Consider the following 13,516-nt stretch of genomic DNA (forward strand, 5'->3'; position numbering starts at 1 on the left):
CTCTACTGCTTAGTTATTCGGTCACGAAGGTTTCTACACGAGCCGGTTGTGGGTCATACCAGCCCGGTCCCCAGCCTGGACCAAAGCCTCTGCCCCAGCGCGAGTTATACGGGCCGTAGTAGCCCCACGGGCCAATCGGCTGTGGCGGCATCACCACCTGTTGAGACAGGCGCCAGCGTTTGTAGCTGTTCACGTCCACGGTGATAAAATTGTAAGAGGACTGGCCGATGGTGCCCTTCTCCGCGCCGGTTATTGGCCCGACGACGGTGACCAGTTGGCCGCGCAGATCGACCGGATCCACAAAGCCGTTCACATAGGCGTGAATGCGCCCCACCGATGCCGCGCCCAGAATCGGTCTCGCGCCTTCATCCAGCGGCACGGTGGCGATTTCAAGCTTGGTTTTGTTCTGCTCATTGGTCACGCTGACCACTTTACCGCCGAAGCGCGACTCTTGGCCGACATACAGCTGCGGCGCGCCCTGCACCACTTGCAGATTCATCTGCGGTGTATCCGTGGTACCGCGAATATCCGCAGGCACGGTAACACAGCCGGACAGCAACAAAACGCTTAAGCCGATGGCGCTGAGTGCCAGGCGTTTAGACTGAAAAACAGAACATTTAAAACCAGAAAACTGTTGCACTGCCGACCACCTACGCATTGTGAGAACTCCTGAACCATACCTACAATTTTGACCACGATTTAGTTCACAAGTTGCTAAAACTTAACGGCCCGGGAGCTTTTTCCAGGTCACTTCATTACGCAAGTAAACCGGCTCGGCATGCTCCGCGCTGACGCGAATGCCGGATTTCCACATGTTCAGCGCCAGAGGCAGCATATCTTCGGCCTGCGGCAGACACATTTCGCCATCAAATAATTCAACAGCGGATGATTCACCCAGCAAATCTGGGTAGGTTTGCCAGCCGGTGCCGACGGTGGCAAAGCGCCCCGTCAGTGCCTGAGCACGGGGTAACAGCTGCTCGGGTTTCAGCACGGCTTCGGACTGCTCGCCCTGCCATTCGCCGTTTTCACCGCGCAGGTATTCACCCCAATAAACTTCACCCATGCGCGCATCAATCGCCGCCAAGACGCGGGTCGCTTGCGTCAGGCGATAGGCGCCCTGCGCCATGGTCATCAGCGTGGAAACGGGCAACAGCGGCAGCTCAGCGCCGAAGGCCAGCCCTTGCGCCACGCCAATGCCAATACGCACGCCGGTAAAGCTGCCAGGGCCGCGGCCAAAGGCCAGCGCGTCAACCTGATTCAGCGTCAAGCCGGCTTCGGACAGGATCTGCTGCACCATCGGCAAAATGCGCTGCGTATGTTCACGGGCGCAAAGTTCGAAATGAGCGAGGGTTTCGCCATTATTGTAAAGCGCAACCGAGCAGGCTTCAGTCGCCGTATCAATTGCTAAAATTCGTGTGGACATGCCAAACCTCAGGCGGGAAAGAAAAGTTATGGGCCTTTTTCGCGGCCGAATATTAACACAAGCGCGGCGCTATTTCTGCTGTTGAGACTCTTGCAGGAAGCGGATTGCGCGGTCTAAATCTCGGGTGCGCGGCGTCGGCGGCAGGCTGTTTAAAAATACCTCGCCGTAAGGGCGCATCACCAGCCGGTTGTCGCAGATAATCATCACGCCGCGATCGTCGGTATCGCGGATCAAACGCCCGACGCCCTGCTTCAAGGTGATCACCGCGTCCGGCAGCTGGACTTCATTAAACGGATCGCCACCGCGCAGGCGGCAGTCTTCAATGCGCGCCTTGAGCAGAGGGTCATCCGGCGAGGTAAAGGGCAGTTTGTCGATAATCACGCACGACAGCGCCTCTCCGCGCACGTCTACCCCTTCCCAGAAACTACTGGTTGCCACCAGCAAGGCGTTACCCGCCTCGACAAACTGCGCCAGTAGTTGGCCCTTACTGGTTTCACCCTGCACCAAAACCGGCAACGTCATGCTGGCACGAAACTCTTCGGCCAGTTCGCGCATCATCTGGTGCGAGGTGCAGAGGAAGAAGCAGCGCCCCTTGTTGGCTTCAATCACCGGGCGCAGCATGCGCGCCAGCTGGCGCGAGCCGCCGCGCTCGTTGGGCGAAGGCAGGAAGCGTGGCACGCAGAGCAGCGCCTGATTGGCGTAATCAAAGGGGCTGGCGAGCAGCAGCGTTTCGGCGTCGTTCAGGCCGAGGCGCTCGGTAAAGTGATGCAGCTGATCGTTCACCGAAAGCGTCGCGGAGGTGAAAATCCACGCGCCCGGTTTGTCAGTCATCATTTCGCTGAATTTGTCAGTCACCGATAGCGGCGTCAGGGCCAGCACGAAGTGGCGCGAGTTGCATTCGTACCAGTAGCTGTAGCCGGGAATAGAGACATCTTTCAGACGCTTGAGGCGATTGCGATACAGCGTAGCGCGCTCGAACGCCGCGTCCAGCAAGGCCGAGCGGCCAAGGGAGAGCTTCACCACGTCGTAACAAAGCTCCAGCGCGTCATCAAGCAACAGCAGCGCGCGCTGGATGGCGGGCTGATTGAGCACGTCACGCAGATTGCCTCTAAAGCCCGGCTCGCCCAGTGCTAGGCGGAAGTCCATGGTGCTTTGGCTCAGGCGATCGGCGCTCTTTTGCAACTGAACCGAGTCGCGAACCTCGGTGCGATAGGCGATAGTGATGTCTTTCGCCATGTCCAGCAGCTGGCGGCTGGTCACCTGCTGGCCGAAATATTGGCTGGCAATGTCAGGGATCTGATGGGCTTCGTCGAAAATCATCACGTCGGCGGTGGGGATCAGTTCGCCAAAGCCGCTCTCTTTCACCACCATGTCGGCCATAAACAGGTGGTGGTTGACCACCACCACGTCGGCATCCATGGCTTTGCGGCGCGCCTTCACTACGAAGCAGTCTTTGTAGGCCGGGCAGTCGCTGCCCAAACAGTTGTCATTGGTACTGGTGACCAGCGGCCAGACATGGCTGTCTTCGGCCACCACCGAGCAGGTGCTGATGTCACCCTCTTCGGTCATGCTCGACCAGTTGCGCAGATGCACTAAATCGCTCAGTGACTGGCTGGCGAGTTCGCCGCCGGAAAGCGATTGCTGCTCCAGACGCTCAATGCACAGGTAGTTGGAGCGCCCTTTCAGCAAAGCTAATTTGCCTTTGAATTTCAGCGCCGTGGCGACTTTTGGCAGGTCGCGGGAATAGAGCTGGTCCTGCAGGGCTTTCGAGCCAGTGGAGATAATGACTTTTTTGCCGGAGCGCAGCGCGGGGGCCAGATAAGCGTAAGTTTTACCGGTACCTGTACCGGCTTCCACCACCAAACCTTGCTTATTTTTGATAGCCGTACTGACGGCCTGCGCCATGAGACGCTGAGGTTCACGGGGTTTAAAACCTTCAATTTTCTGCGCTAACGCGCCGTCTGGTGCAAAATCGTCTATCACGCTGTCTCTCTACCTGTACGGATCAGCAGTGATTATGCCAATCCTTACCCCTCTCTACCACCGTCTTGTGCCGGTCCATTGCAATAAGCCTTTGTGATACCCTATTAGCAACATTAAAAAAGATGCCAAACAGGAGTACCTAAATGACTATCGAACGTATCAGACCCGAGCCGCGCATGTCCGACGTCGTGATCCATAATGACACCCTGTATTACACCGCCGTGCCGGAAAATCTGGACGCCGACGCCAAAGCGCAGACGGCTGAGACACTGGCTATCATTGACGCTGTGTTAAAAGAAGCGGGTTCTGATAAGAGCAAAATCCTCGATGCCACCCTGTTCTTGGTGCACAAAGAAGATTTTAAAGCGATGAACGAAGCTTGGGATGCGTGGGTTTCTCCGGGCAATGCGCCAGTGCGTTGCACCGTGCAGGCCAACCTGATGAACCCGAAATATAAGATTGAAATTAAAATCATCGCCGCGCGTTAATTGGCTTTTAGCGCCAAATGATGAAGACAAAAAAACCTCCCGCGGGAGGTTTTTTTATTGGCTGCGAAAAAGTCGCAGAATTACTGCTTAGCACCCGCCACGGCTTCTTGAGCCAGTTGGGTGATCCGCGCGTAATCCCCGGACTCCAGCGCGTCTGCCGGAACCAGCCATGAACCGCCGATGCACAATACGCTTTTCAGCGCCAAGTAGTCACGGTAGTTGTTTGGCGTGATGCCGCCGGTTGGACAGAAACGCACCTGCGGGAATGGACCTGCGATAGCTTGCAGCGCTTTCACCCCGCCGTTAGCTTCCGCCGGGAAGAACTTGAACTCGCGCAGACCGGCATCCAGACCCAGCATCAGTTCAGACACCGTGCTAATGCCAGGGATCAGCGGAATTGGGCCAGCATTGGCAGCTTTCAGCAGCGGCTCGGTTAAGCCCGGACTGATGGCGAACTGCGCGCCAGCGGCGGTTACTTCGGCCAGTTGTTCAGGGTTTAACACCGTGCCCGCGCCGATAATCGCGTCCGGCACTTCTTTGGCGATAGCTTTAATAGCGTCAACCGCGCAGGCGGTGCGCAGAGTCACTTCCAACACCCGCACGCCGCCCGCAACCAAAGCTTTCGCCAGCGGCACCGCGTGTTCGAGTTTGTTAATCACAATCACCGGAACCACCGGACCTGAGGTCAGGATCTGTTCCGCGCTTGTTTTCCAGTTTTTCATCGTTGTCTCCGTTCATGCCCGCAGGCATCGTTGTGATTGTTGGCGCGCCCCTGCCACAGGGCCTGCATGTTTGCAGGTTACCGACCACACCACATAGCTACTTTACAGCCGAATGATTGGGGATAGTAAATCTGAAAAAACAAAATAAAAAAACCGCTGCATAGGCAACGGTTTTAGAGAGTGCTGTTAAGCCGACCAATAGACGCTGACCGGCGTTTGCTGTTGATTCAGCACCGCGCGGACCGGCATTTCATTCACGTCGGTCCCCTTTTCAGCGCGCTCATAGACATCGCGCTTGGCTTCGCCGTTCAGATGCAAATAGATATTGCGACTGTCGAGCAGCACCGGCAAGGTCAGCGTAATGCGATCTAAGGGGGCAGTCAGCGGAGTCATACCCAGACAGGTGCGCCCCGACGCCAAATTCAAGGCTTCGCCAAGGTTTGCCGCACCGGGGAACAATGACGCCGTGTGGCCGTCATCGCCCATGCCGAGGATCACCACGTCGATAGGTCGCGGCAATTGCTGCAACGCCACTTCGGTAGCGGATGCCCCTTCAAACGGCGACGCGGCATCGTTCTTCAGGCCAATAAAGGTCGCGGCAAGCGCCGGGCCTTGCAGCAGGTTGTTACGCACCGTTTTTTCATTGCTGGCGCTATTGTCCGGGCTGACCCAACGTTCATCAGCCAAGGTGATCACCACCTTGCTCCAGTCCAACTCCTGACGTGCCAGCAGCGTGAACAGGTCGACCGGCGTACGGCCCCCTGATACCACCAGACTGGCTTTGCCGTTTGCTTGGATGCCTTCACGCAGCGCATCCGCAATCTTTCCGGCGAAGTTTTGGGTCAGCGCCAGCGCGCCGGAAAATTCGACAAAATTGGCCATCAGTTTCCCTTTATTCGAACTCGTTCCATGAACGACCATCGCGGGTGATCATCGCAACAGAAGCCACCGGGCCCCAAGTACCAGACTGGTAAGGTTTCGGTGCTTCGCTCTCGGCTGCCCACGCGTTCATGATGGAGTCTACCCATTTCCAGGCTTCTTCCACTTCGTCACGACGCACGAACAGCGCCTGAATACCGCGCATAGTTTCCAGCAGCAGGCGCTCATAAGCATCAGCAATGTGCTGCTCGTTAAAGGTCTCGGAGAAACTCAGGTCCAGCTTGGTGGTTTGCAGACGATGTTTGTGTTCCAGACCCGGCACTTTGTTCAGCACTTCGATCTCAATCCCTTCGTCCGGTTGCAGACGAATGGTCAGTTTGTTCTGAGGCAGCTGCTGGTAAGAGTCGCGGAACAGGTTCAGTGCCGGGCTCTTGAAGTAAACCACGACTTCTGAACATTTGGTTGGCAGGCGTTTACCGGTACGCAGGTAGAAAGGTACGCCAGCCCACTGCCAGTTATCAATATCCACGCGAATAGACACGAAGGTCTCAGTGGCGCTGGTCTTGTTGGCGCCCTCTTCTTCCAGATAACCCGGAACCTTCTTGCCTTGCACGAAACCGGCGGTGTACTGGCCGCGAACGGTGGTTTCACGCACGTTTGACTGGTCAATGCGGCGCAGCGAGCGCAGCACTTTCACCTTCTCATCACGGATACGGTCGGTGCTCAGGTCAGCCGGAGGCGACATGGCAATCATGGTCAGGATTTGCAACAGGTGGTTCTGGATCATGTCGCGCATCTGGCCGGCTTTGTCGAAGTAACCCCAGCGGCCTTCAATCCCCACTTCTTCCGCCACGGTGATCTGCACGTGGTCGATAGTGCGGTTATCCCAGTTGCTGGCAAACAAGTTGTTGGCAAAACGCAGAGCCAACAGGTTCAGAACGGTTTCTTTACCCAGATAGTGGTCAATACGGTAGACCTGAGATTCGTTGAAATACTCTGCGACTTGGTCATTGATAACCTGGGAGGATTCCAAAGAGGTGCCGAGCGGCTTCTCCATCACGACGCGCGATGGCTCTTTGTTCAGACCGGCTTCACCCAGACCACGGCAGATGGCACCAAAGGTGCTTGGCGGCATGGCGAAATAGTTGATGGTGGCGCGGTTCTGCTGGTCGAGCATTTTGCCCAACACTTTGAAGTGCTTGAGGTCGTTGACATCAAGGTTACAGAATTCGAAACGAGCGCTGAGTTTTTCCCACAGCTCTGGCTCCATTTTTTCTTTCATGAAAGTCGTCAAAGCTTCTTTAACAACTTCTACATATGCAGCTCTGTCCCACTCCGCGCGACCTACACCGATGATTTTGGTGTCAGGATGGATGTGGCCAGCCTTTTCTAATTGATACAGGGAAGGCAACAGTTTACGGCGCGCAAGATCGCCTTTAGCACCGAAAATAACCAGGTCACACGCCTGGGCTGTCTGGGTTACCGCCATGTTCTTCTCCTTAGTGCAGGAATCACCCTCATAATTCATGTTGCAGGTCGATTCCCACAACCCGATTTATTCGGGGTATCTATTGTAATTTTATTTCAGCCACAATGTACTCTGATCGGTTGTAAGCAGTAAACCTCGATCTAAGACCTTAATAAATGAATTAAAACCACATATTTTGTCATGGTTGTTAAAATCGTTCAAAAATCACCCGAAGGTATGTAATTTTATGACAAAACTGATAGCCATTTACCAGATTGAAATTTAGATCTCGGTCATACTCTGGTGATAAAAGCTTGAATTACACCAGTTTGCTCCTGCCAACCGCGGTTTGCTCGTAGTATATTTTCACCAAACCGACATGATTTCCTCTTTTCACAGAAATCGTTGAAACCTATGAGTGGCACCCTAATGAATACATTAGAAAAAATCCAAAGCCATTTGGACATTCTGAGCAAATCCGAGAGGAAGGTCGCAGAAGCAATTCTCGCCTCACCCCAGACCGCCATCCATTGCAGTATCGCGACCCTGGCCCGCATGGCCGATGTCAGTGAACCTACTGTAAACCGTTTCTGTCGCCGCCTCGATACCAAAGGTTTTCCAGATTTTAAATTACATTTGGCGCAAAGTCTGGCTAACGGCACGCCTTATGTGAACCGTAACGTCGATGAAAGCGACGGCGCCGATGCCTATACCGGCAAGATTTTCGAATCCGCCATGGCGACCCTCGACCAAGTCAAAAACTCGCTGGATATCGGCGCGGTAAACCGCGCGGTTGACCTGCTGACTCAGGCGAAAAAGATCTCTTTCTTTGGCCTCGGGGCCTCTGCCGCCGTGGCTCATGACGCGATGAACAAGTTCTTCCGCTTCAATATTCCGGTGGTCTATTTCGACGACATCGTGATGCAGCGCATGAGCTGCATGAACTGCACCGAAGGCGACGTGGTGGTGTTGATTTCGCACACCGGGCGCACTAAGAATCTGGTAGAACTGGCCCATCTGGCGCGGGAAAACGACGCCACGGTGATTGCCATCACTTCGCACAACACGCCGCTGGCTAACGAAGCCACGCTGGCGCTGCTGCTGGATGTCCCTGAAGACACTGACGTATATATGCCGATGGTTTCGCGTCTGGCTCAACTGACCCTGATTGACGTGCTCGCCACCGGATTTACCCTGCGTCGCGGGGCAAAATTTAGAGATAACCTGAAGCGGGTCAAAGACGCGCTGAAAGAATCGCGCTTTGATAAGGGTATGCCCGTCCCCAGCGTTTTTGACTAAGCGTAGACCGAATGAAATAGAAGCGCCTTAAAAGGCACATTTTGAACATTGGGACCGCACAAATTAGACATTTTTTAGGGAGTTTGGCACCCTCAGCCTCAATGATGAACCCATCAATGTGCGCAGAAGTGCCTAAAACCAAACACGCGGCGAGTAACGCAGGTGAAACGCAATGGCCTTAAAATCACACACCGCACCGAAGTAGGTTACCGCTGTTTTTTGCACGACAAATGTTCACCAGTCAACGGAGTAATACATGTCCAGAAGGCTCAGAAGAACCAAAATTGTTACTACCCTCGGCCCTGCTACAGACCGTGATAATAATCTGGAAAAGATTATTGCCGCCGGCGCCAACGTAGTTCGGATGAATTTCTCCCACGGAACCGTTGAAGACCACATTATTCGCGCTAACAAAGTGCGCGAAATCGCCGCCCGCCTCGGGCGCCACGTTGCCATCCTCGGTGACCTGCAAGGTCCTAAAATCCGCGTATCGACCTTTAAGGAAGGCAAAGTCTTCCTGAACATCGGCGATAAATTCCTGCTCGACGCCAACATGAGCAAAGGCGAAGGCGATAAAGAGAAAGTCGGCATCGACTATAAAGGCTTACCGGCCGACGTGGTTCCCGGCGATATCCTGCTGCTCGACGATGGCCGCGTGCAGCTCAAAGTGCTCGAAGTTCAGGGCATGAAAGTCTTTACAGAAGTCACCGTTGGCGGCCCGCTGTCCAACAATAAAGGCATCAACAAGCTGGGCGGTGGCCTGTCAGCCGAAGCCCTGACCGAAAAAGACAAAGCCGATATCATCACCGCCGCAAAAATTGGCGTCGACTATTTGGCCGTCTCCTTCCCGCGCACTGGCGAAGACCTGAACTACGCTCGCCGCCTGGCCCGTGACGCAGGCTGCAACGCGCAAATCGTTTCTAAAGTAGAACGCGCCGAAGCAGTGGCAACTGACGCCGCCATGGATGACATCATTCTGGCCTCTGACGTGGTGATGGTTGCCCGTGGCGATTTGGGTGTGGAAATCGGGGACCCAGAGCTGGTAGGGATTCAGAAGAAACTGATCCGCCGCGCTCGCCAGCTGAACCGTGCCGTGATCACCGCAACCCAGATGATGGAGTCGATGATTACCAACCCAATGCCGACCCGTGCTGAAGTCATGGACGTGGCTAACGCCGTGCTTGATGGCACCGACGCCGTGATGCTCTCTGCGGAAACCGCCGCGGGTCAATATCCGTCTGAGACAGTAGCCGCCATGGCCCGCGTGTGTCTGGGCGCGGAGAAGATCCCAAGCATTAACGTCTCTAAACACCGTCTCGACGTGGAGTTCGACAACATTGAAGAAGCTATTGCCATGTCTTCTATGTATGCCGCTAACCACCTGAAAGGCGTAACGGCGCTTATCGCCATGACCGAGTCTGGTCGCACCGCGCTGATGATGTCACGTATCAGCTCCGGCCTGCCAATCTTCGCCATGTCGCGCCATGAGCACACCCTGAACCTCACCGCCATCTACCGTGGTGTTACTCCGGTGTTCTTCGACAGCAATAATGATGGCGTGGCCGCCGCGCACGACGCCGTTACCCTGCTGCGCGACAAGGGTTATCTGTTATCCGGTGATTTAGTGATCGTCACTCAGGGTGATGTCATGAGTACCGTCGGCACAACAAATACCAGCCGCGTATTACGAGTAGAGTAATAACCCGTCCAACCATAAGGGGAGTCACCTCCCCTTAGTAATAATCTAGTAATAAAAAGCCGATTCTGTGGAATCGGCTTTTTCATATTATTCCCTCCGCACTATTCATTTTATGCACAATAAATTCACCTCAAGATTAATATTCCGCTTTATTTACCCGCTATTTTTGTGCTTTATAATTCCACATTGTAATAATGGATTAGCTAGCAACAATCAAAAGACACAATGTTATTAATGGATAATATTCAATATTTGTTATTTAAAACCCGGACTAAAAGCGTCATTTGGAATAACAAATGTAGAAAGATCCTATGTGAATATGCCCCAGAACGGCCAAAACCCCACAAAAACGTGATGCAGATCACAAAATATCATTAACGATGCTACTTTGATGAGAATGTTTATCATTGTCATTGAATGATAATGATTTGCATTTATAATGTTCTTCATCGGTTAATGACCTAAAAAATGCCAATCACAGGAATTTACACAAGACAAAAGACTGATAATTTACCTTAACTAAATATCATTATACTAAACTCGCATTAGCGCGGCGCTTGCCCGTGCCTGATGACTAATAAACTTAATTTAACTATCCCGGCTAAGGCTGGCGGCTTCCCCACGCCTGCTGCAAGCCCAAACGGATAGCAAAAGGAATGTTTCATGAGCCAAATAAATTATTCCGAACTCTCTTTTACCCACGAAATGGTAAATGAAAATCAGGGTTTTATTTTCAATCAACACTCCACAGATGAGTGGCAAAAACACATTGAAAATGGCCTTGAAATAATCAAAGGCCATATTAATAACAAGGAAAAACCTTTTTCCGGCATTACTCCAGCAGAATTAGCCGATCAGTTCCGCCATATTGACCTGACTCAGCCCCTGCCCGGCACTCGATTGGCGCTGGAAGAGTTAGATGATTTATATCTGCAACATGCGGTCTATTTCCACCACCCAAAATATATCGCGCACCTTAATTGCCCGACGGTAGTGCCGGCCCAATTAGCCGAGCTATTTATCAGCGCCATCAACTCCTCAGTGGATACCTGGGACCAGAGCGCAGGCGGCACGCTGATTGAGCAAAAGGTGATTGACTGGACGCTGGCGCGGATCAAATTCGGCCCGCAGTCGGACGGCATTTTCACCAGCGGTGGCACTCAGTCTAACCTGATGGCGATGCTGCTGGCCCGCGACGCCTTCTGCAAGCGCACCCATCCTGAACACAGCATCAAATATCAGGGGCTGCCGTCTGACGCCAACCGCTGGCGCATTTTCACTTCACAGGTGAGCCACTTCAGCATCCAAAAATCCGCCGCCCTGCTCGGCCTTGGCTATGACGCCGTAGTGCCCGTCGCCTGCGATGACGCTTTCCGCATGGACGCTGACGCCTTGAAGCAAGAGATGGCACGCTGCCACGCCGAAGGGCTGATCCCTATCGCCGTGGTCGCCACCGCCGGCACCACCGACTTCGGTAGCATCGACCCGCTGCACGAAATCTCGCAGGTATGCCGCAGCGAAAACATCTGGATGCACGTAGATGCCGCCTACGGATGCGGCCTGCTGGTATCGCCGCAGCACCGCCAGCGCATTGACGGTATTGAATTAGCGGATTCCGTCACCGTGGATTACCACAAATCCTTCTTCCAGCCGGTGAGTTGCAGCGCGTTCTTCGTCAACGACCAGAAGCATTTCGAGCATGTCGCTTGGTACGCCGACTACCTCAATCCACTGAGCGCCAAGCTGGAAGGTACGCCGAACTTGGTCAACAAGAGCATTCAAACCACCCGTCGCTTTGACGCCCTGAAAATGTGGCTGACGTTGCGCATCATGGGCCAGCAGGCGCTGGGCGAATCCTTCGACACCCTGCTGGCATTGGCGGTTGAAGGCCACCAGCAGATGGTCAATCACCAGAATATTGAAGTGCTGCATAAGCCTGAACTCAGCACCCTGGTGTTCCGCTTTGTGCCGCGCCAGTCGCTGAGCGACGAGCAGCTTGACGCGGTAAATGCCGATATTCGCAAAGCCATTTTCCGCTCGGGCAATGCGGTGATCGCCGGTACCAAAGTGGATCAACGCCAGTATTTGAAATTTACCCTGCTCAATCCAGCCACCTCCGCCGCAGACATTGCCGACGTGATTGGTCTGGTTGTGCATTACGGCAAAGAGCTGACCAGCGCAGCGCTTAACTCAGCTTTTCATCAAGGAACTGGCGAGTAAGGAACACACTATGTCTATGACGCAAAACAGCACTCAAACCTATGATTTTATCGCCGTGGGCATCGGCCCGTTTAACCTCGGACTGGCCTGCCTGACGGACCCGATTGAGCAGCTCAACGGGCTATTTATCGACCAAAATCCGGGCTTTGACTGGCACACCGGCATGATGCTGGAGAGTGCCATGCTGCAAACCCCGTTTATGGCGGATTTGGTGACGCTGGCAGACCCAACCAGCCGCTTCAGCTTCCTCAACTACCTGAAGCAAAAAGGCAAAATCTACTCTTTCTACATCCGTGAAAATTTCTTCATGATGCGCAAAGAGTTCAACCAGTACTGCCAGTGGGTGTGCAGCGAACTGTCTAATTTGAAATTCGCTACTCGCGTGGAAATGGTCACCTGGGACGAAGCCAAGCAGTGCTATCTGGTGCACACCCAGTCCACGCAGAGCAGCGAAAAAGCCGTATATCAGGCTAAGCGACTGGTGCTGGGCACCGGCCCGTCGGCCTGGATGCCGCCCTGCTCGCGCGGCGTGAGCCAGCAAATTCACCACTCCAGCGCCTATTTGCCGAACAAAGAACAGGTGCAAAGCTCGAAATCCATCACCGTGGTGGGCAGTGGTCAAAGCGCGGCGGAAATCTACTATGACCTGCTTTCCGACATCGAAAAACATGACTACCAGCTGACGTGGGTGACGCGCGCGCCGCGCTTCTACCCGCTGGAGTACAGCAAACTGACGCTGGAGATGACCTCGCCGGAGTATATCGACTACTTCCACCAGCTGCCGATGAGCAAGCGCGATCAGCTTAATCGCGAGCAAAAGGGGTTATATAAAGGCATTAACATCAGCCTAATCAATGACATTTATGACCTGATGTACACCAAGCGGCTCGACGGCCCGCTGAATGTCAATCTCTACACCCATTCCGAATTAACCGCCATGAGCCGCAACCCTGATGGCACGCTGGACATGACCTTCCTGCAACAAGAGCAGCGGCAGGAGTATCGCCACAATACCGAATCGGTGATTTTAGCGACCGGCTATGGCTACCAGCCGCCGCAGTGCATTGAAGGCATTCACTCGCGCATTCAGTGGGACGACGCCGGGCGTTTTGCGGTCAATCGCAACTACAGCATTGACGCCAATAACCAGATTTTTGTGCAAAACGCCGAGCTGCACACCCACGGCTTCGTGACGCCAGACTTAGGCATGGCCTGCTACCGCAACAGCAGCATCATCCGCGCCATGCTCGGTGACGATATTTATCCGATTGAAAAATCCATCGCGTTCCAGACATTTTGCGCCCGCGAACTGGGTGAATAACCCCCAATCAAGGA

11 protein-coding genes are annotated in these 13,516 nt (G+C 54.0%); 5 read left to right on the forward strand and 6 right to left on the reverse strand.

Annotation, left to right across the window (positions count from 1 at the left end; translation table 11 throughout):
* Positions 1–13 precede the first annotated feature (13 nt).
* From ACT3RT_RS14320 to ACT3RT_RS14330, 3 genes are all read right to left on the reverse strand, one after another.
* Positions 14–658 carry a Slp family lipoprotein gene (locus ACT3RT_RS14320; protein ID WP_496203206.1) on the reverse strand — a complete coding sequence of 215 codons (645 nt, stop codon included), beginning with the start codon at positions 656–658 and terminating at the stop codon, positions 14–16.
* A 63-nt stretch (positions 659–721) separates the two neighbouring features.
* Positions 722–1,423 carry a tRNA (adenosine(37)-N6)-threonylcarbamoyltransferase complex dimerization subunit type 1 TsaB gene (gene tsaB, locus ACT3RT_RS14325; protein ID WP_496203207.1) on the reverse strand — a complete coding sequence of 234 codons (702 nt, stop codon included), beginning with the start codon at positions 1,421–1,423 and terminating at the stop codon, positions 722–724.
* A gap of 69 nt (positions 1,424–1,492) precedes the next feature.
* Entirely contained in the window at positions 1,493–3,406 is a 1,914-nt protein-coding gene (locus tag ACT3RT_RS14330; protein WP_353502157.1) for a DNA repair helicase YoaA, read from the reverse strand.
* Positions 3,407–3,549: 143 nt separating this feature from the next.
* Here ACT3RT_RS14330 and ACT3RT_RS14335 point away from each other — a divergent pair, with 143 nt between their 5' ends.
* On the forward strand, positions 3,550–3,894 hold the full coding sequence (locus ACT3RT_RS14335) for a RidA family protein (RefSeq protein WP_353502158.1): 345 nt from the start codon (positions 3,550–3,552) through the stop codon (positions 3,892–3,894).
* Positions 3,895–3,974: 80 nt separating this feature from the next.
* Here ACT3RT_RS14335 and ACT3RT_RS14340 read toward each other — a convergent pair whose 3' ends face one another.
* The 3 genes from ACT3RT_RS14340 to zwf form a co-directional block, all read right to left on the reverse strand.
* A complete protein-coding gene (locus ACT3RT_RS14340) occupies positions 3,975–4,616 on the reverse strand; it encodes a bifunctional 4-hydroxy-2-oxoglutarate aldolase/2-dehydro-3-deoxy-phosphogluconate aldolase (RefSeq protein WP_353502159.1) in 642 nt (213 codons plus the stop codon).
* A 186-nt stretch (positions 4,617–4,802) separates the two neighbouring features.
* The gene (gene pgl / locus ACT3RT_RS14345; protein ID WP_485900736.1) at positions 4,803–5,498 is read right to left on the reverse strand and encodes a 6-phosphogluconolactonase; all 696 of its coding nucleotides are present in this window, start codon (positions 5,496–5,498) and stop codon (positions 4,803–4,805) included.
* Between the two features lie 10 nt (positions 5,499–5,508).
* The gene (gene zwf, locus ACT3RT_RS14350; RefSeq protein WP_034790717.1) at positions 5,509–6,984 is read right to left on the reverse strand and encodes a glucose-6-phosphate dehydrogenase; all 1,476 of its coding nucleotides are present in this window, start codon (positions 6,982–6,984) and stop codon (positions 5,509–5,511) included.
* Between the two features lie 408 nt (positions 6,985–7,392).
* Between zwf and ACT3RT_RS14355 the strand changes: the two genes are divergently transcribed.
* The 4 genes from ACT3RT_RS14355 to ACT3RT_RS14370 all read left to right on the forward strand — a co-directional run bounded on the left by ACT3RT_RS14355 (position 7,393) and on the right by ACT3RT_RS14370 (position 13,502).
* A complete protein-coding gene (locus ACT3RT_RS14355) occupies positions 7,393–8,262 on the forward strand; it encodes a MurR/RpiR family transcriptional regulator (protein WP_353502161.1) in 870 nt (289 codons plus the stop codon).
* Between the two features lie 256 nt (positions 8,263–8,518).
* The gene (gene pyk / locus ACT3RT_RS14360) at positions 8,519–9,961 is read left to right on the forward strand and encodes a pyruvate kinase (protein WP_353502162.1); all 1,443 of its coding nucleotides are present in this window, start codon (positions 8,519–8,521) and stop codon (positions 9,959–9,961) included.
* A 705-nt stretch (positions 9,962–10,666) separates the two neighbouring features.
* Positions 10,667–12,181, forward strand: a complete 1,515-nt coding sequence (locus ACT3RT_RS14365) for a pyridoxal phosphate-dependent decarboxylase family protein (RefSeq protein WP_437342030.1) — start codon at positions 10,667–10,669, stop codon at positions 12,179–12,181.
* A gap of 16 nt (positions 12,182–12,197) precedes the next feature.
* Positions 12,198–13,502, forward strand: coding sequence for a lysine N(6)-hydroxylase/L-ornithine N(5)-oxygenase family protein (locus ACT3RT_RS14370; RefSeq protein WP_485900970.1), 1,305 nt, complete (start codon positions 12,198–12,200; stop codon positions 13,500–13,502).
* Positions 13,503–13,516: the final 14 nt, after the last annotated feature.

The sequence above is a fragment of the Ewingella sp. AOP9-I1-14 genome, assembly GCF_052375995.1.
Classification (GTDB): domain Bacteria; phylum Pseudomonadota; class Gammaproteobacteria; order Enterobacterales; family Enterobacteriaceae; genus Ewingella; species Ewingella allii.